The following is a 25349-nucleotide window of genomic DNA, read 5'->3' on the forward strand; positions in this document are numbered from 1 at the left end:
CCCAAGATACGATAGATTTAAAAAAAATTAATAAATATGTTTGTAGAAAATATAAAAATGCGTATAAAATAGAAAGTATAAAAGAAATCTATAAAATTGAAAAAACATATAACCTGAATGCGTAGAAGAAGGAACTGGTACAGCTGAATACAGATAAAAGAAATATATAAAATCAAATAAAATATATAACTATTTAAAGAACTAATAAGACTGATTACTAAAAATATAGGAAATATAGGAATTGAGAAAAAAATATAGAAGTTGGGAAAGAAAAATTAAAAAACTGATAAAGTGAAAGGAATATAGTAAAATGAGTGATAAAATTAAAATTACAGGGGCAAGGGAACACAACCTGAAAAATGTAGATGTCGAAATACCAAAAAATCAGTTTGTCGTAATAACGGGAGTTTCGGGAAGCGGAAAATCATCTCTTGCTTTTGATACAATATATTCTGAAGGACAGAGAAGATACGTAGAAAGTTTGTCCGCATATGCCAGAATGTTTATCGGACAGATGCAGAAACCTGAGCTGGACAGTATAGAAGGATTATCACCTGCGATTTCCATTGAACAGAAAAGCGTATCTAAAAACCCGAGGTCGACGGTGGGTACAACGACTGAAATATATGATTATATGAGACTTTTATGGGCACATATCGGAGAGGCTCACTGTCCAATTTGTGGACAGAAAGTAGAAAAACAGTCATTACAGGAAATAGTGGATAATGTAATCGGAACTACTAAAGAAAAAGATAAACTGATAGTACTGGCACCTGTTATAATTGATAAAAAAGGGACACATAAAAATTTATTTCTGAATTTGCAGAAAAAAGGATTTCAAAGGGTCAGAGTAAACGGAGATATACTTGATTTAAATGATGTTATAGATTTGGATAAAAATAAAAGACATAATATCGAAGTAGTTGTCGACAGGCTTGTAATAAAAAAAGATGATAAAGATTTTTTAAGCAGACTGACCGAAGCTGTCGAAGCTGCAGGAGGTCTTTCAGACGGTAAAATTATTACAAATATAAATGGAAAAGATAGCAAATACAGTGAGAATTTTTCATGTCCAAATCATCCTGAAGTTGTATTTCCTGATGTTGTTCCAAGACTGTTTTCGTTTAACGCTCCTTATGGAGCCTGTGAAGCATGTAACGGATTGGGGTCTACTCTTGAAGTTGATGAAAATAAGCTTATAGTAAATGAAAATTTGTCATTAAGAGAGGGCGGAATATTGTTTCCAGGCTCTACAAATCAGAAAGGGTGGAACTGGGAACTATTCGAAGCAATGGCAAAAGCTCATAAAATAGATTTGGATAAAAAAGTGTCAGAGCTGACTGAAGAGGAAAAAAATATTATATTTTACGGGAGCAGTAAACAGTTTAAATTTTCATGGTCAGGAGAAAGTTTCAGTTATAACGGTAAAAAAGAATTTGACGGTATAGTCAGAAACATTGAAAGACGGTATAGAGAAACAGCTTCCGAAGCTACAAAAGAAGAAATAGAAGCAAAATATATGACTGACAGGACGTGTAAGACTTGCCATGGAAAAAGATTGAAAGATGTGGTTCTTGCAATTACTGTAAATGATAAAAATATAATTGACCTTACAGAAACGAGTGTAACCGAAGCTCTGAAATTTTATGAGAATATCGAGCTTACAGAAAAACAGAAACAGATTGCCAATGAAATATTAAAGGAGATAAAAGAAAGGTTGTCATTTATGATAAATGTAGGCCTTGATTATCTGACTCTTGCCAGAATGACAAAAACACTGTCGGGGGGAGAATCTCAGAGAATAAGGCTTGCAACACAGATAGGAAGCAGACTTACAGGAGTTATTTATGTTCTTGATGAGCCGAGTATAGGACTTCATCAGAGGGATAACGAGAAACTTCTTGATGCACTAAGGGATTTAAAAAATATAGGGAATACTTTAGTTGTAGTCGAACACGATGAAGATACGATGAGGGAAGCCGACTATCTTATAGATATGGGTCCGGGAGCGGGAATATACGGCGGAGAAATAGTTGCCGCAGGAACTCCGAAGCAGGTATTAAAGAATAAAAAGTCTTTGACTGCGAAATATTTAAATGGAGAAGTAGGTATAGAAGTACCTAAAAAAAGAAGAAAATTTACAAAAGAGATAAAGCTTAAGAATGCCAGAGGAAATAATCTGAAAAATGTAACAGCGAGTATTCCTCTTGAGGTGTTTACAGTAGTAACGGGAGTATCAGGGAGCGGTAAATCCACTCTTATAAATCAGACGTTATTTCCTGAACTTCATAACAGACTAAATAAAGGAAAGCTGTATCCTCTTGAAAATGGAGGGATAGAAGGACTGGAGCATTTGGAAAAAGTTATTGATATAGACCAGTCTCCTATCGGAAGAACTCCAAGATCAAATACTGCTACTTATACCAAACTGTTCGATGATATAAGGGATTTATTTGCTCAGACTAAAGATGCTCAGTTAAGAGGTTATAACAAAGGAAGATTTTCTTTCAATGTAAAAGGCGGAAGATGTGAAGCATGCGGCGGTGCAGGAATAAACAAAATAGAAATGAATTTTTTGCCCGATGTTTATGTAGAATGTGAAGTTTGCAAAGGGAAAAGATATAATAGAGAAACATTGGAAGTCCATTATAAAGGGAAAAGTATATCAGAAGTATTGGATATGTCTGTAGAAGAGGCTTATGAGTTTTTTAAGACTATTCCGAGTTTGGAAAGAAAACTTCAGACATTGATTGATGTGGGAATGAATTATATTAAATTAGGACAACCTGCTACAACTCTTTCAGGCGGGGAAGCTCAAAGGATAAAATTGGCGACAGAGCTTTCAAAAATATCCAGAGGAGATACTATTTACATACTTGATGAACCTACAACGGGATTACATTTTGAAGATATAAGAAAATTATTAGTTGTATTGGATAGGCTCGTAGAAAAAGGAAATACTGTCTTAGTAATAGAGCATAATCTTGATGTAATAAAGTTTGCTGACTATATAATAGATATGGGTCCTGAAGGTGGACATAGAGGAGGAGAGATTATAGCTGCGGGAACTCCTGAACAAATAGTAAAATCAAAAAAATCCCATACAGGTAAATTTTTGAAAAAATATCTGAAATAAATATAAATTCAGCAAAATTCAGATTATATTATAAAAATAAACTAAGTAAAAATTATAAAAATAAACAGAATTATTTAAAGGGAGTTATTTTATAATTTAAGACATAAGATAAGACAAATAAGTCAAAACAGAATCAGGAGGAAAAATGAAACGAAATTTAATAATAAAAAAAATATTTGTTGTAATAACTGTCTTATTCGGAATAATTTCATGTGATTTTCTTGAAAATAAGACAATTCATGTACCAAAATCAGTTATTCAGGAGAAAACGGAAAAGAAATTTCCTGTAACTAAAAATTTTATGGTAGCAAAAGTAACATTGAAAAATCCGAAAGTAGATTTTAAAAATGAAAAAATATTCATAGAAACTGATTATGATATTTCTTTATTAGACGACGGAAGTAAAGGGAAAATGTATCTAAGTAGCGGAATACATTATGACAGGGAAAAAGAAGAATTATATCTGGTAGATTTATCAATAGATAAGATTATTGATAATAAAGGTATTGAGGTAGCCAATTCCAAAGCAGAAAATATGTTGAAATCTCTCATAACCAATTATGTGGAAATGTCTCCTGTGTATAAATACGGTGAGGATAGGCAGGAAAGAGAAAAAAAAGGTAAGAAAAACACAGTGAAAATAAAAAATATGTATATAAAAAACGGGAAATTTTTTGTTCAGACTTAGGAAGATTATAAAATATATTATCTTTTATAATTAGTATAATCATATTAATCCTAAAATTTAGAGAAATAAAATAAAAAAAATCATTTTAAAAAAGAAAAATAAAATTTATATAAAAAATAGTATAATAAAAATACATTTATGAATTTTTCAAAATTTCACAATTTGGAACAGAAAGTAAACTTCGGAAAAGAAAAAATTATCAGTTTATTTATTTACACAGACGAGTTTTTGTTTTTTTCTTAGTGAATTACTGTTTTAAATCAGTGATATTTTGTTGAATAAGTAAATGTATTTTTATATATTCATAATTTGAAATATTATTTTTAAAATAGTCATTTTTTTAAATTTATAATTAAATGAAAAAAATAACTTGATATATTTTTAAATTAGGAGTATAATCAAAATAGGTGAATAATTATTCATATAATTGATTTCTATTTTAAAATTTATGTGTCAATTTGACGATATATAATAGAGTCAAATAACAGAATCAGTAGTAAGAATGAAATTTTTAAATTATTTGTCAATATATTAGTTAATTATATTATTTTTTATATAGGAGGAATTAATATGAAAGCTGTAGTTGTAAATGAAAATGGAACCGGAGAAGTTAAAGTAGTTGAAAAAGAAATTCCAAAAGTAGGAGCCGGCGAAGCATTGGTAGAAGTCGAATACTGTGGAGTATGTCATACGGATTTACATGTTGCCAATGGAGATTTTGGAAAAGTACCGGGGAGAATATTGGGACACGAAGGCATAGGTATAGTAAAAGAGGTAGCTCCTGATGTAAAAACGTTAAAAATAGGAGATAGGATAAGTATAGCGTGGTTTTTTGAAGGTTGCGGAGTATGTGAATATTGTACAACAGGTAGAGAAACTCTTTGCAGAAATGTAAAAAATGCAGGATATTCCGTTGACGGAGGAATGGCTGAATATTGTCTTGTAACAGCAGACTATGCGGTAAAAGTACCTGACGGTCTTGATCCTGCTCAAGCGAGCAGTATAACATGTGCAGGAGTAACATGTTATAAGGCTATAAAAGTTTCTGATGTCAAACCGGGTCAGTGGATTGCTATTTATGGATGCGGAGGCTTGGGAAACTTAGCTATTCAGTACGCAAAACATGTTTTTAATGCTCATGTAATTGCTGTTGATATCAATGAAGACAAACTGAATTTAGCGAGAGAAGTGGGAGCAGATTATATAATTAACGGCAAAAAAACGGCAGACCCTGCAGCTGAAATCAAAAAACTGACAAATGGTGGAGCTCATGCAACAGTAGTAACCGCAGTATCGAAAGTGGCATTCAATCAGGCCATAGACTCGGTACGTGCAGCAGGTAAAGTAGTAGCAGTAGGACTGCCTTCCGAAACAATGGATCTGCCTATTGTAAAAACTGTTCTTGACGGAATAGAAGTAATAGGTTCGTTAGTAGGAACGAGAAAAGACTTGGAAGAAGCTTTTCAGTTCGGAGCTGAAGGAAAAGTAGTTCCTATAGTTGAAAAAAGAGCAATAGAAGAAGCACCCGAAATATTTAAAGAAATGGAAGAAGGAAAAATACAGGGACGTATGGTACTGGATATGAAAAAAGGTGAATGCTGTTGTGGAGGACACGGACATCATCATCATTAATTTTAATAAGAGGCTGTTTCAAAAGGAAAACTAAAAAAATAATGAGATAGCCTCTTATTTTATTTTTTTATTCTTGAAATGCTCCCTTTTATTTTGGAATCATTTTAATATTAGGGATATTTTTTATTTCGAGGGTAGAAAAAAAATTAAAAATAAAGTATACTATATAATTGGAAAATTTTATGTATAGAGTAAAGGATAATGAATGGGAAAAAAAGCTCAAAAATATGAAAAAATGATAGATGAATTTTTTTATAGTCAAATTAGCAAGATTTTTGATGTTCAGAAAACAGAAAAAAAATTTGGAGAGAAATATTTAATTACAGGTCAAAAAAAAATTGGAACAAGTAGCCATAAATTAAATGGCTTGATAGAAAGATACTGTATAGATGAAGAATGTGAAATCGTAATTTTAACCACTATGGGGAAATTGTTGCAAAATCTTTTCAATCCTCCAAGTCCTTTGACAAATATCAGATTAATTTACTGTTTCGGCGGTGAAGCCTCTTTTTCTGCTGTAAGGCAATCAGGAGAAAAGAGAAATTTTTATCTAAAAAAAGGTGAATTGCTAATTCAAAAATCCAGTAATGATATTTCCAGATATGAAGTTTCGGGAAATAATTTTTGTTTTTTAACAGTGGAATTTTATTTGGACTGTTTAATTTCAAATCTTTCTGAAATTATGACTCACGAAAGAATAAATCAATGGATAGAAAAAAATCTTGATATATTTGAACCGGGCAATTTTTATTATGGAAAATTAAATCAGGAAACGGAAATTTTATTAAAAGAAGTTCAAAGTATCGCTACAATTAGAAATATAAATAAATTTTTACAGTTAAAAACTAAAATCTTTCAAATTTTACCGATGATTTTGGAAGCACAAACAAATTTGGTCGAAATAATGCCTTTCAGTAGTTTGGAAATTGTAAATAACACTAAAAAATTATTAGATAAATATCCGGTATCGGAGATGCCTTTGGTAAAAGAAATATGTAAGATAATAAAAGTAAGCAGGTATCAATTACATACTTCTTTTAAGAAAATAGAAGGAATAGGAATTTCTGAGTTTATACAAAGAAAGAAAATGGAATATGGAAAATTTCTTTTGAGTTCAAGCGATAAAAATATAATAGAAATTGCCAATGAAATAGGATATGAAAATCCAAGTAAATTTTCTGAGGCATTTAAAAAATATTTCGGAATATTACCTAATAAGTTTAGAAAAAATATGGAACTATAGAAATATTTTTTATTCAGAAATTAAGCCGGAAATCAAATAGAGCAGAAAGATAAATAAGTATTATAATAAAACAGAAAGGAGGATTGTAATTAATAGCTTAATAATTACGTGGAAAATGAAACAAAGAAAAACGGATGAATTTTATGAAGAACAGCTGAATTCAATTGTCAAAATTGAAAAAGTTGAAAAAAGTTTTGGTGAGAAATATCATATTCAAGGTATAAAATCTGAAAAATTAAAAGGGGTATTGGAAAGATATGATTTAGATAATGAATACGAAGTTTCTATTTTCAGATTGAACGGAAAAATGAAAGAAGTTCTTAAAAATCCTAAAGTTTCAGAAAATTTTATTGAAATAATGTACTGTTTGAATGGAGAATGTTCATTTACATCAAATTTTGAAAAAATCAAAAAGATATACAAATTTAATAAAGGAGATATTATAATTCACAGGGCAACTAATGAAATAAAAGAATATGAAGTTGAATCTGAAAATCTTGTATTAATATCTATTGATGTATATTTAGATGAAATGATTAAGGATATTTTAGAAGAAAGTAATAACAGAAAAGCTGAAGAATGGAAGAAAAAAATTTTAAATATGTTTAAAGTAGATGAATTTTATTATGGAAAATGCAATGAGGAAATTAAAATATTGTCGGAAGAAATTAATAATACTTCTGTAAATAATGTAGGAGAATATTTAACTTTTAAGGCAAAAATTTTTCAATTTATTCTTTTAGTTCTCAATATTCAGTTTAATTCTATTGAAACAGTTGAAATCATTGTTCAAAATGCAAAAGAAATTTTGGAAAAATATCAAATTTTTGAGTTGCCGACTGTGGGAAAACTGTCAAAGCTTATGAATATAAGTAGATACCAGTTACAGGCTGCATTTCAGGAATTTGAAGGTATAGGAATAGCAAAATATATAAAAAGGAAAAAAATGAATTATGCAAAAGAAATGTTAGTCAATACAAATAAAAGTATACTTGAAATTGCCAGTGAAGTAGGATATGAAAATCCGAGTAAATTTTCGGAAGTCTTTAAAAATTATTTTGGAATATTGCCTAATAAATATAGAAAAATATTTTAAGATTACTGAAAATTCAAATCAGGGAAAGGGAAATTTTATATGTATAATTTTTAGGTAAAAATATTATGAATAAGAAAAAAGATTTATTTTATGAAAAAATCTTAAAAAAAATTTTTAAGATTGAGAAAATTGAGAAAACTTTTTGGAAAAAATATTATATTAGAGGAAAAAAATTCGGAAAATTCGAAGGTACTTATACAAGATGTTGCTTAAGCAGGAAATATGAAACTTCTATTGTACAATTAAAAAATGAAATGGATGAAACCATTGATAATATGATGAATGAAACAGACTCTATCAAGATAGTATACTGCCTAAAAGGAGAAGGAGTTTTTTCTTTTATTCAGGATAATGAAAAAAAGGTTTATCACGTTAGGAAAGGTAATGTGATAGTTTACAGATTTGATGAAAAAATAAAACAGTATAGAATTAAGAGTAATAATCTTGAATACATATCCACTGATATTTTTCTAAATGAAATTGTTCCTGATTTAACTGATGATAAAAACATAATGGAATGGAGACATAATCTTTTAAGCATTTTTAACAGGGAAAAACTTCATTTTGGAATAACTAACAAAGAAATTGATATATTGGCAAAGGAAATAAAAAATGCTTCTATAAAAAATATAAATGATTATCTGTTTTTCAAATCAAAAGTATTTCGTTTTGTTATTGCAATTTTTAGATTACAATATAAAAATTATGAAGAAATTGAAATAATTGTAAAAAAAGCGAAAGAAATATTAGAAAAGTGTAAAATTTCGGAATTACCCACGGTAAAAGAGCTATGTGAAGTGATGAATGTCAGTCGTTATCAAATGCAGTTAGCATTTAAAAAAAGTGAAGGAATGGAAGCTACAAAATATCTGAAAAAAATTAAAATGGAATATGCAAAAACTATGATTATAACAACGAACAAAAATATAGGCGATATTGCAAATGAAACAGGGTATGAAAATCCAAGCAAATTTTCTGAAGCATTTAAAAATTATTTTGGTGTTTTACCCAATAAATATAGAAAAATTAATTGAGAATTAACTTGATAATTTTCTTTTGTTTTTATGTTTTAAATAAAGCGATAGAGAAGATTTTTTATTGAAAATAATGAACATAAAAAGAGTTTTTTTTAAATTTGGGATATTTTTTAAAAAATATAGGAGAAAAATAACAAAAAAATAAGTATAATTTAAAGTAATAAAAAGTATTTTTAAAGAATTTGATATTGTTAAAAAATTTATAAATATGAATAATTATAGAGAGGAATAAGAAATGAGTAATAATTTGAAAAGAATGGAAAAAGATTTAAGAACTTTGGCAAAAAGGTGTAAAGATGTCAAGTATACAAAAGGCTTGTTATTGAGCTTTTTATTAATGGGAATACTTTCGTTTACAGATACACTGACATCGCCTGAAGTAAAAAGCACGGAAAATACAATAAACAAGACGAGAAAAGAGCTGAATACATCGATAAATGATTTACACACAGTATTCAGACAGGCAAAAAGAGAAAATAACAAATTATTGAGAAATGCAAATTTGGAATTAGTACAATTAATGGAGCAGGGAGACCATGTAGTAAAATCTCCTTGGAGTAGCTGGCAATATGGAATAAATTATTTTTATAATAATTGGAGAGGTGTATATAAAGGTAAAGGAGATAAAAAAGAAAAATATCCTCATGAGGGATTGTTTGCAAGAGGAAACTGGTGGGAAAAAAATGTATCTCCTGACAGTCTTACTTATGAAAGATTACAACAAAGTACGGATATATTTTCATCATTAAGCAGTAAAAGGAACGGTCTAAATTACGGATTAGTTGGAACTCAACCTGTGAAAGACAACGGAGTACCTTTTATAATTGAACCGATTATAAATATAAATACTCCTCCGTTACCTAATCTGAATATAAATCCTGTAGTTATAAATCCTACTGTAAGATTTAATATACCTGAAGTAACTACTGTATCTTTCAGACCTACTACATTACCTGACATAAAACCTAATGTATTTGACCCACCTGCATTGAATGAGGTAGCAACAGGGTTTGCACAGGATATGCAGGGAGTATCTTTTTATGCTGAACCTGATGTAATAGTAAATAATGCGAATGCAAGGACTCTGAACGGTCCAACGACTGTAACGATGAAAGACAATGGTTTCAGCGTAAACGGTTCATTTGAGTGGGAAGGAAAAAAGAGAAATCAGAATGCAAGTAGTGTAGGAACAGGAGTAGTAACAGGAGACTGGCTATGGAGTGAATCCAATCCAAACCGTTCTGCTACACCAAAAGCAGGAAATGTATATGCGAATTCTGATGTTGCGTATAATGCCTATAATACTACTGTAGGTCAGGGATATAGAAGTGGACTTCCTGTTTCCCCACAGACAGTATTTAGCTTTACCCAGTATCAGGATGACAGCGTAGGAACTCTTATAAAGCCTGGAGCTTCAATAGTTTCTGAAGTATCGGGAGATTGGATATTTAGAAATGAAACAAGTACACCCAGAGTCAGAGGTATAGGAAATCCGAATATAAAACCCTATACGAATACTGTAAGATTTATGAGTATAAACGGGAATACCGTGTATTCAGCATACGACCCTATGGTTGTAAATTTAAGGGGTAGTCTGACAATTTACGGAAGATCTCTGGAAGATCCGATAGCAAGTGGAAAGCCCCATTTAACTATAGGAATAGAAAATCAGGCAGCAGGTGCCACTCCGTCAATACTCAATAGTACCGCTACAATCAATCTCGAAAGGAACGCTGCTAAAGACCCTACACAGTTAGGGATATATTTGGTAGGTATGACTGCAATGATTGAAGATTATGCTCAATATGCACCTACCTCAGGAAAAACTATCGGTAGTGCAGGAAGATATGCAAATATAACATATAAACCATGGCAAGCGGCAATGAATAATGACGGTGTTATAAATGTAAAAAGTGTCGACAGTATAGGAATGGATTTTTCAGAATTTAATTTTAATCCTATTGCCAACTTAGGTGCAAATGCCGACAAGAAAAAAGCATGGGATAATAAAGGTTCATTGAATATATATATGAAAGTCGGAAATATAAACGTTTCAAGTGAAGACCCTAACTTCGGAACTTCTTCTACACCGAGAGGAAGCTACGGAATACGGGTACCAAATATATTTAATGGAACAAACCCTCAAAAAACAGCAGATACAGAAGCTATTTATTATAATGAAACAATAATAGACGGAAACAACGGAACTGTTACTCTTGAAGGAAGTCATAACACAGGTATATCCATATCAAAGATTATAAGAGGTTCGGGATTACTCCCAATAGATAATCCTTATACCGAAACATCACAGACTTATACTGACTATGCAAATGTACAGCATACTGTAAATGTAGGTGACGGACATATCAGTGTTTATGATTATCAGACAGGAAACGGTTTAGGAACAAAAACTACTGACAGAGCTTCTTTGGATAACAGCGGAAGAACTCTTAATGACCCTATAGGAAATATATACAACCTTAATATTACTGTAAGTGGTAGAGAAAATGTTGGATTTTTAAGAAAATCCGACTATATGAAAGGGACTTATTCTTCAGCTGCTCAAACTCTGGCACAGAAAGATTTTATAATAAAAGATACTCACGTAAGAAGTATAGATTTTTCTTCTACAGCTGACGGTGGAATATTATTCAGAACGGATAGATATGGAATAGATGTTCATAAAAATATGACAGTAAAACCCGGAAATGCCTATATTGGAGACCCTAATCCGGCTGCACCTTTAGACCCGACGAAAAATTTAAACAAAAGATTTAATATAGTAATGCTGGCAAATGGAACTATAAATCACACTGACAGTATAGTCCCTAAAGTAAAAAATACAGGTAAAATAACTGTAAGTAGCGGTGGGCGTAATGTTATAGGACTTATGGCTTATAACGGAGGAAAAGCTGAAAGTGTCGGAGATTTGACAATAAGTAATTCAGATGACTCGATAGGAATGGTAATCAATGGCACTAACGGCAGTAATAAAATAAGTTCAGGAACAAGCTCAAGCAATATATCCGTGAAGGGAGCACGTACAGCTGGGATATACAATAACGGAGCGGATTATGAAATGACGGGAGGTTCCGTAAAAGTAAATGGAGAAAAGGCAGTAGCAATTTATGCTTCAAAGGCAAATAACAGACAAGCCGTAACGAAATTAGGAGCAGGAACAGTAAGCTCGGAAGGAACGGGAGCAGTAGCTCTTTATGCTAACGGCGGTTCAGATATTGAAATGAATGGAACAACAGTAAATGTAGCTAATGGAGGACTTTTCTTTTATGGAGAAGGTGTGTCAGGAGATGAATCTCAACTAAAACTGACAGGAAATGCTACTGCAAATATAGCTTCAGGAGGAACGGCATTTTATGTGAAAGCAGGTAGTGGAAGCCCTTTATCTGCTATACGTCATGCTTCGTCAACAGGTACACTGACAGTGAATTTGGCTAATGGCTCTACATTAATGGTTGCTGAAGGTAATGGAGGAATTGTCGGTGGAGAACTGGTTTCAAGTTTAGGCTCAGGAATATCTTCAAGTGTTCCCGGGATAAATATAGTAGGAACGGCGGGACAATACACACCTTATAAAGCTTCAAGGGTTCCATTGACAATAGATGTAAATTCAAACTTGGATAGCTCTGCTGATGCTTATCTAAATTCGGAATTTTCATCATCAAGTATAACTGTTAAAAATGGAGTAACAGTATCAGGTTCAGGTGCAATAACTGCACCGGCAGGTTTGAGAGAAAAATCTAAAGTTGCGATTGCTCAGAAAAATAGTCAGTCTACGAATAGAAACGACGTGATACTGACAAATAACGGAACAATCAACCTGACAGGAAGAGGTATGGCAGGAATAGTGGGAGAATATGCTGAATTAGTTAATAATTCGACATTGAATACTACAGGGGAAGATTCTACAGGAATGATTTCTGCAAATGGCTCATTGGCAACAAATAATGGAACAATAACTATAGGTGATTCGGGAACGGGACTTGCAGGAATAAATTATTTGGGAGTAACTGATGCTACTCCTGCGAGAATACCGACATATGGAAATCAGTCCATAGAATTAGTACATAACGGAACTATAGTATCAACAGGAACTACAAAAGCATCTATAGGGATACTGGCTTCGGATTTAGCTTCGACAAGTGCGGGAGCTATTACAAATGCAAATGCTTCAAAAATAACATTAGGAAACGGTTCAATAATAGATGTATCATCGGCAGCAAGTGGAACCGGAGTATATTCTAAAGGTATATTCAGAAATGGCAGAATGGCGACTGTAACTGATAACGGTTCAGCAATAAAAATAAATTCAGGAGGAATAGGATTTTATCTAAATGGTGTTGAATTGACAGCTGCCGGAGGAACTATAGAATCGGTAAATAATTCAACAGCTAAAGGAATATTCACTGATTCCCATGTTGTAAATAATAAAAATATAACATTGCTTGGAGATAAATCTATCGCAATACATAATTACGGAGTAAATTCCCAATATGGTGCGGGAGGAATGATAAATATAGTTAATGGAGGAAATATAACATTAGGAGATTCTTCAAACAGAAATAATCCAAGTATAGGTATATATACAAAATACGGGAATATAACACATCAGGGATCGATAACTACAGGAGCAAAAAGTTTAGGTATTTTTTCTGAAACTGTAGGAAATGTAAATTCTTTAGGTTCTATTTCTGTAGGAGATGAAGGACTGGCAATATATAAAAAACAGGGTACTTTGGATATAAACGGAACGTTAAATACAGGAAATTCAGCAGTGGGAGTATATGGCGATGATAATGTAACAATAAACAATAATTCATCAAATATTTCTGTAGGAGATAACTCTTTTGGATTTGCATTATTGAATAACGGTACAAATAATTATACATCAGCAGCAGGAACAAACTTCAATATGGGAACAAAAAGTGTATATTTATATAAAGCGGGCAGTATGGGAACAGTAAATACTGCAACTAATGTAAACTCAACAGGAATAGGCAGTACAGGATTTTATGCTACGGACGGAGCTGTTATAAATAATACGGGAGCAGTAAATTTCGGTAATAGTGTAGGAAGTGTAGGAGCTTATGCTTCAAGAAACGGAGCTGTTCAAAACAGTGGAACAATTACTGTAGGTGCTTCGGATATTAGAAATAATTATTATGCAATAGGTATGGCAGCCCAAAATGGAGGAAGAATTTATAATAATGCTACAATTAATGTTACAGGAAACTATGGAATAGGAATGTTTGCCGAAGGAGCAGGAACTGTTGCTGAAAATCATGGAAACATAAATTTGGTATCCGGTGGAGAATTAAAAGGTGCTTATGGGATGTATCTAAATAATGGTGCTTATGGACTAAATACAGGAAATATAACATCGGGAAGATATGGCGGTGATGGCACGAAGGACGCCTCTTACGGAGTAGCCGTGATGAATGGTGCTACATTGGAAAACAGAGGAACTATAGATATAGATATAAATAATTCTTATGGAGTGTATATCAAAAACGGTATTATTAAAAACTATGGGACAATTAATATATCAGGAACAGGCTCAATAGGAATAAGAAACAAAAATGGAAAAGATGAAAATGGAAATCCTATAACTGAAGCTAATCTGGCAGCAGCAGGAGTAAATGTAGGAAATGGAGCAAATGCTTATATAGATGAAACTGGAGCAGGTTCTCAGCCAGCTATAGCAGGAAGTACAGTTATTTCACCTTCGGGAGTGGCAACTATAAACGGTAAAGTTGTGCCTATCCATGATATGACTCCCGGACCTGATCCGTTGACAGGAAATTTTGCATTTTCAAATGTAGGTATATATGTAGATACTTTAGGAAGGACAAATCCTATCAACTGGGTAGACGGATTTACCCCTACAACAGACAATGATTTAATCATAGGTGCTGAAGCAGCTGAATTATCTACAAGTAAAGCAATAAAAATAGGTAAAAATATAATTTCTCCTTATATTCAGTCGTATAGATCTCTTGGAGGAGGAACAGGCGGAAAACTGAATGCAATATCAGGTTCATTGACATGGACGGTTCAACCTATAGAAGGAAGTAGCGGTTTTCCTGAAGAAGCTGTAATGGCGAAAATACCGTATACGGATTTTGTAGCTAAAACTGAAAATGCATGGAACTTTGCTGACGGACTTGAGCAAAGATACGGTGTCGAGGCTGTAGGAACAAGAGAAAAGCAGCTATTCAACAAATTAAACAGCATAGGTAAAAATGAGCAGGTATTATTAACACAAGCTTTTGATGAAATGATGGGTCATCAATATGCAAATATACAACAGAGAATGGTATCTACAGGAAAATCTTTGGATAAAGAGTTTGACTATTTGAAAAAAGAATGGTACAATATGTCGAAACAATCCAATAAAATAAAAATATTTGGTGCAAAGGATGAATATAAAACAGATACAGCAGGTGTAATAGACTATACAAGTAATGCCTATGGAGTAGCTTATGTTCACGAAGATGAAACAATAAAACTTGGAAACAGCTCAGGCTGGTATGCGGGAGCAGTAAATAACAGATTTAAATTTAAAGATATAGGCGGCTCAAAAGAAGATACAACAATGCTGAAAATGGGTATATTCAAATCTACAGCTTTCGATAATAACGGAAGTCTGCAATGGACAGTATCGGGAGAAGGCTATATAGCGAGAAGTGATATGCACAGAAAATACTTGGTAGTAGATGAAATCTTTAATGCAAAATCGACATATAATTCATACGGAGTAGCGGTCAAGAATGAAATAAGCAAGGAATTCAGGACAAGTGAGAGAACAAGTATAAGACCGTATGGAAGTTTGAAGCTTGAATATGGAAGATTTGGAACGATAAAAGAGAAGACGGGAGAAATAAGACTGGAAGTAAAAGGGAACGATTATTATTCAATCAGACCGGAAGCAGGGATAGAGTTCAAATATAAACAACCAATGGCAGTAAGAACGCATTTTGTAGCGACATTAGGATTAGGATATGAGAATGAGCTTGGAAAGACGGGAGAAGTGAATAATAAAGCGAGAGTATCGTATACGAAAGCAGACTGGTTTGGAATAAGAGGAGAAAAAGAGGACAGGAAAGGAAACTTTAAGGCTGACCTGAACTTAGGAATAGAAAACCAGAGATTTGGATTAACGATAAACGGAGGATATGACACAAAAGGAAAAAATGTAAGAGGTGGAATAGGATTAAGAGCCATTTACTAATTTAATTAAACAATTTTGTTTATAGATAATATTTTTAGGAGGAGAAAAAATGGAAAAAAAACTTACTAGATCAAAATCTGACAAAAAGCTAATGGGAGTATGCGGAGGTCTTGCTAAATATATGGATAAAGATCCCAATATGATAAGAATAGCAGCAGTTGTCATAGGACTTATCACAGGAGGGGCAGCACTTGTTGCTTATATAATAGCAGGATTTGTATTACCTGAAGGTGAATAATTAGAAAATATATTTTTTAAATATGATCATGAAAAATCGGTAGATTAAATTTGACTTTAATCTACTGATTTTTTGTTAATAACTTAAGTCGGTTGAGTAGACATAGCTCAAAAAACATAAAATTATATAAAAATTTTATTAAAATTTTTCTTTGCGATATTTTCCTGAGAAAATAATATCATTAAAAGCTTTTTTTTAACTGTTTAAAAAACTTGTTAGTATTCATCTTTACAAGAGTTTCATCAAATATTCTGAAAACTGAAAATAATAAATACTAATTTCATTATGATTTATTTGTAAAATTGGTTAAATGTTAAAAATTTCATAGGTTTTAAATTTTTAGATATATTTTAATTAAATATATAAAAAACGACAGCTAAACTTGTTCTGACTTTTTTAAATTTTCAGATATATTTTTATGAATTATATAGGAAATATATAGTTCTTATTGAAAATTTAAATTTTACATTTTATATTTTATGTGATAAAGTTATTTTGTAAGGATATAAAAGTAAATGGAGAGAAGAAATGAATATCAATGCTGTAAATATTGAAATACTACAATTAAATATGATGATGTGCATGTGTAGCAGGTAAGTCTTTACTAAATCTTGAATTTTAAAAAGATGAGAAGGACTTCTTTTAAGTTATTAAATAAAAAATAATGAAAAGTAGTCCTGATACACTGAAAAATAAATATAAAGTATCCGGGCATAAATGTTCGGATTTTTTAATTAATATATAAAAAATTTAGGAGGATATAAGAATGAAAAAAATCAGATTATTATTAGGAACACTATTACTACTTGTATTAGCATTGTCTTGCGGAAATAACGGTGAGAAAAATGAAGATAAAAGTAAAGGAGAAGAAAATAAAAAAAGAGTAATAAAAGTTGGGACTGACGGAGTTTACGCACCATTTTCATTTAAAGATGATAATGGTAAATTGACAGGTTATGATGTAGAAGTAGTTCAGGAAATAGGAAAAAGATTGAATGTAGATATTGAATTTACTACAGTACCGTGGGACAGTATATTTTTAGGTCTGGAATCAAAAAAATACGATATGATTGCAAATCAGATAGAAAAAACAAGCGAAAGAGAAGAAAAATATATTTTTTCAGATAAATATTTAGTTTCAGCTGCTCAAATTATTGTCAAAGAAGGAGTGAATAATATAAAGACATTGAAAGATCTTGAAGGAAAGAGAATGATTTCAGCAGTAGGAAGTAATTATTCAAAAACTATTGAAAAATATAATGAAACTGCAACTAAAAAAATAAATTTGGATTATTCTGATGACGGTATAACAATGACATTGGTAGAGATAGCAGACGGAAAAGCGGACGGAGCATTGAGCGACAGACTTGTAGTAGGATATTATAAAAAACAGAAAGGGGATAAAGTTCAGCTTGTAGGGGAACCTCTGAGTGTAACTCCCACACACTTTGTGTTTAGAAAAGATAGTGAAGAGCTGAAAAATGAAGTGGATAAAGCATTATCGGAAATGAAGGCTGACGGAACATTGGCAAAAATATCGGAAAAATGGTTTGGAGGAGATTATACTAAATAATTTAATTATATTAATTAGACATATAAATATGTAAAAAAATTATAATTTTAGGAGGAATAATAAATGAAAAAATTTTTGAAAATAATCGGAGTAGTATTATTAGGATTATTTTTAATCAGTTGCGGATCAAAAGAAGAAACAAAAAAAGTTGAAAATACATCTAATAATTCAACTGAAAAAATAAAAGTAAAAGTTGGGACTGAAGGTGTTTTTGCACCATTTACATTTACTGATGATAAAGATGAACTGACAGGCTATGATGTTGAAGTAGTCCGTGAAATAGGAAAAAGGGCAAATTTGGATATAGAATTTGTACCGACACCTTGGGATAGTATGTTTTTAGGATTAGAATCCAATAAATTTGACTTTATAGCTAATGAAGTAGCTAAAAATCCTGAAAGAGAACAAAAATATATTTTCTCTGATGATTATTTAATTTCAGCTGCCCAAATAATAGTAAAAAAAGGAAGAACGGATATTAAAACTCTTGATGATTTGAAAGGCAAAAAAGTAATGGCAGCAGTAGGAAGTAACTATAATAAGACATTGACTGATTTTGATAAAAATAAAGAAATAAATTTTGCCTATTATGACGGAAATGTTTCGATAGCACTGGATGAAATAGCTCAAGGTAAAGCTGATGCTACACTGCATGACAGATTGACAGTAGGATATTTTACAAAACAGAGAGGAGAGCTTGTCGAACTTGTGGGTGAGCCTGTAACGACGACACCGGTATATTTTGTATTTAGAAAAGAGAGTGAAGATTTAAAAAATAGAGTGAATAAAGCTTTATCAGAAATGAAAGCCGACGGAACTTTAACAAAAATATCAGAAAAATGGTTTGGTAGTGATTTTACTAAATAATTTATGTATGGTATAATGTCAACAATTCAGTAATTAATAAAGAATTTTTAGGGTTAATATAAAAGTCCGAAAAAATATATAAAAAAGGAACAGTTATCAAAGGAGCGAATAAAAAATGCAGCAACAACTTTTAAATTATCAGTTTATGGTAAAGTCATTCTGGAAGATATTAAGTGCTTTACCGATTACTTTAAATATTGCTATTGTAACAATGTTTTTTTCATTAATTTTAAGTTTTTTTATAGCAGTGGTCAGAATAAATAAAGTAAAAATATTATCAAAACTGGCAATAATCTACGTGTCTTTCATAAGAGGAACCCCTCTTTTAGTTCAAATTTATCTGTCATATTACGGTATACCTAAATTTTTAAATCATATGAATGCCAAATTTGGATGGTCATTAAATGTAAATAATGTACCGGTTATTATGTTTGTTTATGTTGCTTTTATTTTGAATATGTCGGCGTATATGTCAGAAACGTTTAGAGCCGCTATATTATCAGTAGAAAAAGGACAAATGGAAGCAGCTATTTCCATTGGTATGAGTAAATGGCAGGCTATGAGAAGAATAATATTACCGCAGGCTTTTGTAACAGCACTGCCAAATCTTGGAAATTCATTCATAAGTCTAATAAAAGATACATCGCTGGCATTTGTCGTATCAATAGTAGAATTAATGGGAAAAGCAAAAATAGTCGGTGCAGCAGGGCTTAATTTCTTTGAGGTTTATATAGTTGTAGCTTTGATTTACTGGATTGTGTGCATAGTTATGGAAGGGTTATTAATGAGTTTGGAAAAAATAGTAAGAATAGGGGGACAGTAATATGCTTAAAGTTAAAGATATAAAACTGTCCTTTGGAAATAATGAAGTTCTGAAAGGGATAAATTTTAAAATAGAAAAAGGTCAGGTAATAAGTATTATAGGACCGAGTGGTTCAGGAAAATCTACTTTTCTAAGAAGTTTAAATTTTTTAGAAACTCCTGATGAAGGAGAAATTACTTTTGATGGAAAAGTATTTAATATAAAAAATATGTCCAAAAAGGATATAAATGAATTAAGAAAATACACAACAATGGTATTTCAGAATTATAATCTTTTTAAAAATAAAACTGCATTGGAAAATGTAATTGAAGGGCTCATAGTTGTTAAAAAAATGAATAAAAGTAAAGCAGTTGAAATCGGAATGAAAATGCTTCAAAAAGTTGGACTCCAAGATAAAGCCGGCTCATATCCTAATCAGTTGTCAGGAGGGCAGCAGCAAAGAGTCGCAATTGCAAGAGCTATCGCTATGAATCCTGAAGTTATTTTACTTGATGAGCCTACATCTGCTCTTGACCCTGAGCTCATAGGAGAGGTTCTGAAAGTAATAAAAGACATGGTAAATGAGCATATGACAATGATAATAGTTACACACGAAATGCAGTTTGCGAGGGAGATTTCCGATTACATAATATTTATGGACGGAGGGGTAATTGTAGAAGAAGGTACTCCTGAAAGAATTTTTAATAATACTGAAAGTGAAAGACTTCAAAACTTCCTAAGAAGGTATTCCAATAATATAGTGTAATAAACATATGGGAATAAAATGGTTATAATTGATTATAAAATGTTTGTTGATAATTTTTAATAATGAAAATATAAATATTGGATAAAAATAATTATTAAATAATAGAATACTTGTTTCCATTTTGGCATGGTGTAACATATATTTGAAATATTTGGAAAATTTTGAGAAAAAATATTATTAGTTATATTTGTTTTAATGATAAAATGAATATTAAAAAAATTTTGGAGAATTAGAAGTATGATTTTCAGAAAAACAGTTATAGATGATTTGAAAACAGTGATGAAAATAATCGAAGACGGAAAAAATCAGCTAAAAAAATTAGGGATAAATCAATGGCAAAATGGTTATCCCGATGAAAAGGATATTCTCAAAGATATTGAAAATAATGAATCTTATGTGGTTGAAATTAGTGGACGGATTGCAGGAACAGCAGTAATATCTTTTAAAAAAGAAAAGAATTACGAAAAAATAGAAAAAGGAAAATGGTTGACAAATGAGAAATATTGTGTAATCCATAGGATAGCAGTAGATAAAGATATGAAAAATAAGAATATAGCAACCGAAATTTTTAAATATGCTGAAAAAATATGTGTTGAAAAAAATATAAACTGCATAAAAATAGATACCCATGAAGAAAACGAGCCTATGAAATCTTTTCTGATAAAAAATGGATTTATCTGTTGCGGAATAATTTATCTCGAAACAGGAGAAAAAAGGCTTGCATTTGAAAAAGTTTTTAACAAAAAATAATTTTTATAGAAAAGAGGGTGAAATTATGAAATTTGAAACTAAAGCAATTCATGGAGAGAAAAAAGACAAAAGTAAACAGATTGACTGGAGCAATACTATAAGTATGGCGTCAGCTTATCCCACAAGAGAATTTGGAGTAGACGAAGAATTTCAGTATGGAAGAGTTTCCAATCCCACAAGAAAAGAACTTGAAAAAACGATAGCAAGATTGGAAAACGGTAAATACGGCTTTGCCTTTTCTTCAGGAATGGCGGCTATCGTGTCAGTTTTTACAAAATTTAAAGCAGGAGACCATATTGTTCTCGGTATAGATATTTATGGCGGAACATACAGAATTATGACTGAAATATTTGCAAAATTTAACCTTGAATATACATTTATAGATACTACGGATTTAGAGGCAGTAAAAAAAGCTGTAAAATCTAATACAGTGGCAATATTTATAGAAACTCCTTCAAATCCTTTACTTGATGTAACGGATATAAGAGAAATTGTAAAAATAGCAAAAGAGCATAATATTCTTTCTATTGTGGACAATACATTTTTGACACCTTATCTTCAAAGACCGCTTGAATTAGGAGTAGACATGGTTATTCACAGTGCTACAAAATTTTTGAGTGGACATCATGATATTATTGCGGGAATTGTAGTAGTTAATTGTGATAAACTTGCTGAAGAAATTAGTTTTGCTCAAAAATCCATAGGTGCTATTTTACCTCCATTTGACAGTTGGCTTTTGATGAGAAGTTTGAAAACATTGAAGGTAAGAGTAGACGAGGCTCAAAAAAATACATTAAAATTAGTGGAATTTTTCAAAAATCATCCGGCAGTAGAAAAAGTATATTTTCCTACAGATGAAAACAACAAAGGTAAAGCAATTCATGAAAGTCAGGCAACAGGGGCAGGGGCAGTATTTTCATTTATATTGAAAGATGAAAATAAAGTAAAAACATTTTTTGACAATCTGAAATTAGTTATTCTCGCTCCAAGTTTAGGAGGTGCTGAAACTCTTGTAACTCATCCGGCTACGGTAACACATTCTGAAATGCCTGAAGATGAAAGAAATGCGAGAGGGATAACAAATGCAATGATTAGAGTTGCTGTGGGACTTGAAAGTCCTGATGACTTGATTGAAGATTTTAAAAATGCTCTGGAAAAATAGAAAGTAAATAAAAAATAGTGAGATATAGAATAAAATATAAAAAATATGAAAATAATATAAAATAAGATATAGAAATAATAAAATTATTTAAAATATTAATACTGAAAATAAAAAAATATATTTATTTGTCTAACAAGATTCATAAGTATATTTTTTTGTAATTTGAATAAGTTTTATTGAGTTTTATAAAATAATATACAATAGATAACTAAGTAATGAGCAGATAGATAATAATATGAAAGAAATAATAAATAAACAAATAAAATAATAATAAGTAATAGAAATAAAAAAGTAATAGAAATAAAAAAGTAATAGAAATAAATAAGAAATAAGAAAAATAATAAAAAAAGAAAATAAGTAACTAAATAGAATGCCATTGCTTATGGTAATATTTTAGAATATTAATAGAACATATTGTAACAAGATGTATCTTTGTGCATATAGTTATTTAAAAAGAAACGAAAAAACTTCTAAACAATCGAAAATTGTCTATATATACATCATTTATATAGAGTTGTTTAAAAAGTAATGAACAAACTGTATAAAAATAAATTTGAAATAGCAGGAAGAAGAATAGAAATTGTTTAAGAAGTAATGAACAAACTGCATATGAATTATTAGATATCTAATGTATTTTTTATATAGTCATTCAATAAGTTTCTACATATCCTCTATAAGGTGCTTCCAGAAATATTTTGGGAGATTACTTTGCTGAAGCTTTTTATTTTTCCGTTCTTTTATGGAAATACTTTTATGAAAAGTTTTCCAAAGAGCTGAATATTCCTCTTCTTCATTACTCCACTCTATTTCAGGATGTTTTACAAAGATTAGCTCAAAATTTTTTGTATTATAATAAGCTATCTTTTTTCTATTCTTATCAAAAATAGCAAATTTTTCTTTTTTCATTCTGTTTCTAAAATGGGAAAGCAAAAGCGGCAATATATTATTTTTTGGCTCAATGGTTGAAAATAGTGTTTTGTCTTTCATTTCTCTAAATCGCAGTACCCCCAAATATTTATGCCGTTCATTTAAAACTCTTCTGACCATTTTTCTCATAAGAAATCCGTACATATCCATGGAATTTATAATTTTCTCACTTGAACTTATCGCTTTATAGACACTATAAACAATTACAGTGTCTTTATTTTTTTCACATGACAGAAAACAAGTACGTATACAATGTAAAAAATCTTTCGATAATTTTTTGCATATCGTTTTTTCTACACGGCGGGCTTCATCAAAATCAGTTGTAATATGAATATCATCTAATCCCAAAGTAAGCTGTTCTGTTTCGGGATGTACCCTTATTATTTCATTTTTATGTTCATAAGCTTTGAAAATAACTGTGAGCAGTCCGTCAAAACTTCCGTCATAATAATAATTAGGCATTTTTTCTCCTTAATAAAATTTTTTATGTTTTGATATTTTGATAACTGAATAAAAACTGATTTGACTTAATCATCTTTGACTCAAATATCTATTTTTCTTGACATTTTGATAAACAATAAAGCAATTATAGAACTTATAATTAATCTTTCATTGGACAAAAATTGTAATTAATAGTAATTTTTCATATTAAAAGAGCTTCATCTGGTACATTGGCATTTTTTCTCTTTCTATTAGAATATTTCTTATCTGTTCAGGATTTTCTTTTTTAAATCCTAAAAATTCACCATTTGCAGTAATAAAATATTTTGCCCGTTTTATTACTACTCCTAATTTTTGTAAATGTTCATATTTTATTACACCGTATTTTCTGCACATAATTATACGTTGTGCTGAATTTACACCTATTCCGGGAATTCTTAAAAGCTCTTTATAACTTGCCTTGTTAATTTCCATAGGGAAAAGATGCCAGTTTTGTATTGCCCAATTTGCTTTCGGGTCAAGAAGAGGGTCAAAGAACGGGTTTTGTTCACTCAATATCTCTTCCGCTTTAAAATTATAAAATCTAAGCAGCCAGTCAGCCTGATAAAGACGATGTTCTCTTATCATAGGCACTGCGTCTGTATTAGCGAGAATGCCTGATTTATTTACAGGGACGTAAGCAGAATAATATACTCTTTTTAGTTGAAAATTTTTATAAAGATTTTCACTTTTATTGAGAATAGTATAATCACTTTCCCCGCTTGCTCCTACTATTATCTGTGTTGTCTGTCCGGCAGGAATAAATGACGGTGTACTTTTAAAAAGTTTCTTTTCTTCTATATTCTGTATCTGATTTTTTTGTATAAGACCCATTGATGTGGAAATATCGGTAGGCTTCTTATCGGGAGCAAGAAGTTTGAGAGCATTGTTTTCAGCAAGCTCTATATTGACTGAAACTCTGTCTACATACAGTCCCATTTCATGTATAAGCTCCTTGCTTGCCCCGGGAATAACTTTCATATGAATATACCCGTTGAATTTTTCTTCAAGACGAAGTTTCTTTGCAACAGTTATCATCTGTTCCATTGTATAGTCAGGGCTTTTTATTATCCCCGAACTTAAAAACAGTCCCTCAATATAATTTCTTCTGTAAAAATTTATAGTCAGTTTTACAATTTCCTCAGGAGTAAGTACAGCTCTTTCAATATCGTTACTTCTACGATTGACACAATATTTGCAGTCGTACATGCAATGATTGGTCATAAGTATTTTAAGCAGGGAAATACAGCGTCCGTCTGCCGACCATGAATGGCATATTCCGCTGAAAGCCGCATTTCCTAATCCGTCATTTATATTTTTTCTTCTGCTTCCACTTGATGAACAGGAAACATCATATTTAGCTGCAGCACTTAATATTCTTAATTTTTCATCTACAGGTTTATTCATATTTTTCCTTTCATTATTTTTTTCTTTTCTGTTGCTATTTTCTTTGTTGTTTCTATAAAAAGATTTTATCAGAAAAATACAATTTTACCGAAACGGCTATATCTCACTGTCAAGTTTTTAAAAAAATTTTATCTCGAAAATTTTTCCATTTAAAACAATATTTTTGATTTTTTTTAAAATATCTACTGTTTTTAAATTTAAAAAATATCAGGAATAGTTCTCAATATTCAAAGATTTTATAAACTATATTTTTTACTATATTTATCTACAATAAATTTTAAATAAATGCTATAATT

The 25349-nt window shown here is 30.9% G+C and carries 16 protein-coding genes; 14 read left to right on the forward strand and 2 right to left on the reverse strand.

The window, feature by feature from the left end:
• Positions 1 to 310 precede the first annotated feature (310 nt).
• The 14 genes from uvrA to ACO5J6_RS02410 all read left to right on the forward strand — a co-directional run bounded on the left by uvrA (position 311) and on the right by ACO5J6_RS02410 (position 22239).
• Complete coding sequence (gene uvrA, locus ACO5J6_RS02345; RefSeq protein WP_485641808.1) at positions 311 to 3136, forward strand: excinuclease ABC subunit UvrA; 2826 nt, start codon at positions 311 to 313, stop codon at positions 3134 to 3136.
• Between the two features lie 145 nt (positions 3137 to 3281).
• Positions 3282 to 3824: a DUF1439 domain-containing protein gene (locus ACO5J6_RS02350; RefSeq protein ID WP_485641810.1), complete on the forward strand. Its 543-nt coding sequence runs from the start codon at positions 3282 to 3284 to the stop codon at positions 3822 to 3824.
• A 570-nt stretch (positions 3825 to 4394) separates the two neighbouring features.
• Positions 4395 to 5456, forward strand: a complete 1062-nt coding sequence (gene adhP / locus ACO5J6_RS02355) for an alcohol dehydrogenase AdhP (RefSeq protein WP_485641812.1) — start codon at positions 4395 to 4397, stop codon at positions 5454 to 5456.
• Positions 5457 to 5661: 205 nt separating this feature from the next.
• Entirely contained in the window at positions 5662 to 6699 is a 1038-nt protein-coding gene (locus ACO5J6_RS02360) for a helix-turn-helix transcriptional regulator (RefSeq protein WP_485641814.1), read from the forward strand.
• Between the two features lie 115 nt (positions 6700 to 6814).
• A complete protein-coding gene (locus ACO5J6_RS02365; protein ID WP_485641816.1) occupies positions 6815 to 7795 on the forward strand; it encodes a helix-turn-helix domain-containing protein in 981 nt (326 codons plus the stop codon).
• A 65-nt stretch (positions 7796 to 7860) separates the two neighbouring features.
• Positions 7861 to 8829 carry a helix-turn-helix domain-containing protein gene (locus ACO5J6_RS02370; protein WP_485641818.1) on the forward strand — a complete coding sequence of 323 codons (969 nt, stop codon included), beginning with the start codon at positions 7861 to 7863 and terminating at the stop codon, positions 8827 to 8829.
• A gap of 238 nt (positions 8830 to 9067) precedes the next feature.
• Positions 9068 to 16081, forward strand: a complete 7014-nt coding sequence (locus ACO5J6_RS02375) for an autotransporter-associated N-terminal domain-containing protein (RefSeq protein ID WP_485641820.1) — start codon at positions 9068 to 9070, stop codon at positions 16079 to 16081.
• A gap of 49 nt (positions 16082 to 16130) precedes the next feature.
• The gene (locus ACO5J6_RS02380) at positions 16131 to 16319 is read left to right on the forward strand and encodes a PspC domain-containing protein (protein WP_485641821.1); all 189 of its coding nucleotides are present in this window, start codon (positions 16131 to 16133) and stop codon (positions 16317 to 16319) included.
• A 766-nt stretch (positions 16320 to 17085) separates the two neighbouring features.
• Positions 17086 to 17892: a transporter substrate-binding domain-containing protein gene (locus ACO5J6_RS02385; RefSeq protein ID WP_485641823.1), complete on the forward strand. Its 807-nt coding sequence runs from the start codon at positions 17086 to 17088 to the stop codon at positions 17890 to 17892.
• A 63-nt stretch (positions 17893 to 17955) separates the two neighbouring features.
• Positions 17956 to 18759 (forward strand): transporter substrate-binding domain-containing protein, encoded by an 804-nt coding sequence (locus ACO5J6_RS02390; RefSeq protein WP_485641825.1) that lies wholly within the window; start codon positions 17956 to 17958, stop codon positions 18757 to 18759.
• 115 nt (positions 18760 to 18874) lie between these two features.
• On the forward strand, positions 18875 to 19582 hold the full coding sequence (locus ACO5J6_RS02395) for an amino acid ABC transporter permease (protein ID WP_485641827.1): 708 nt from the start codon (positions 18875 to 18877) through the stop codon (positions 19580 to 19582).
• A 1-nt stretch (position 19583) separates the two neighbouring features.
• Entirely contained in the window at positions 19584 to 20327 is a 744-nt protein-coding gene (locus ACO5J6_RS02400; protein WP_485641829.1) for an amino acid ABC transporter ATP-binding protein, read from the forward strand.
• Between the two features lie 237 nt (positions 20328 to 20564).
• Positions 20565 to 21077, forward strand: coding sequence for a GNAT family N-acetyltransferase (locus ACO5J6_RS02405; protein ID WP_485641830.1), 513 nt, complete (start codon positions 20565 to 20567; stop codon positions 21075 to 21077).
• Positions 21078 to 21102: 25 nt separating this feature from the next.
• On the forward strand, positions 21103 to 22239 hold the full coding sequence (locus ACO5J6_RS02410; RefSeq protein ID WP_485641832.1) for a trans-sulfuration enzyme family protein: 1137 nt from the start codon (positions 21103 to 21105) through the stop codon (positions 22237 to 22239).
• Positions 22240 to 22899: 660 nt separating this feature from the next.
• Here the strand turns inward: ACO5J6_RS02410 and ACO5J6_RS02415 are convergent.
• Complete coding sequence (locus tag ACO5J6_RS02415) at positions 22900 to 23628, reverse strand: TIGR03915 family putative DNA repair protein (RefSeq protein WP_485641834.1); 729 nt, start codon at positions 23626 to 23628, stop codon at positions 22900 to 22902.
• 186 nt (positions 23629 to 23814) lie between these two features.
• Entirely contained in the window at positions 23815 to 25053 is a 1239-nt protein-coding gene (locus tag ACO5J6_RS02420; RefSeq protein WP_485641835.1) for a putative DNA modification/repair radical SAM protein, read from the reverse strand.
• Between the last annotated feature and the right edge of the window lie 296 nt (positions 25054 to 25349).

Source organism: Pseudoleptotrichia sp., assembly GCF_057270515.1.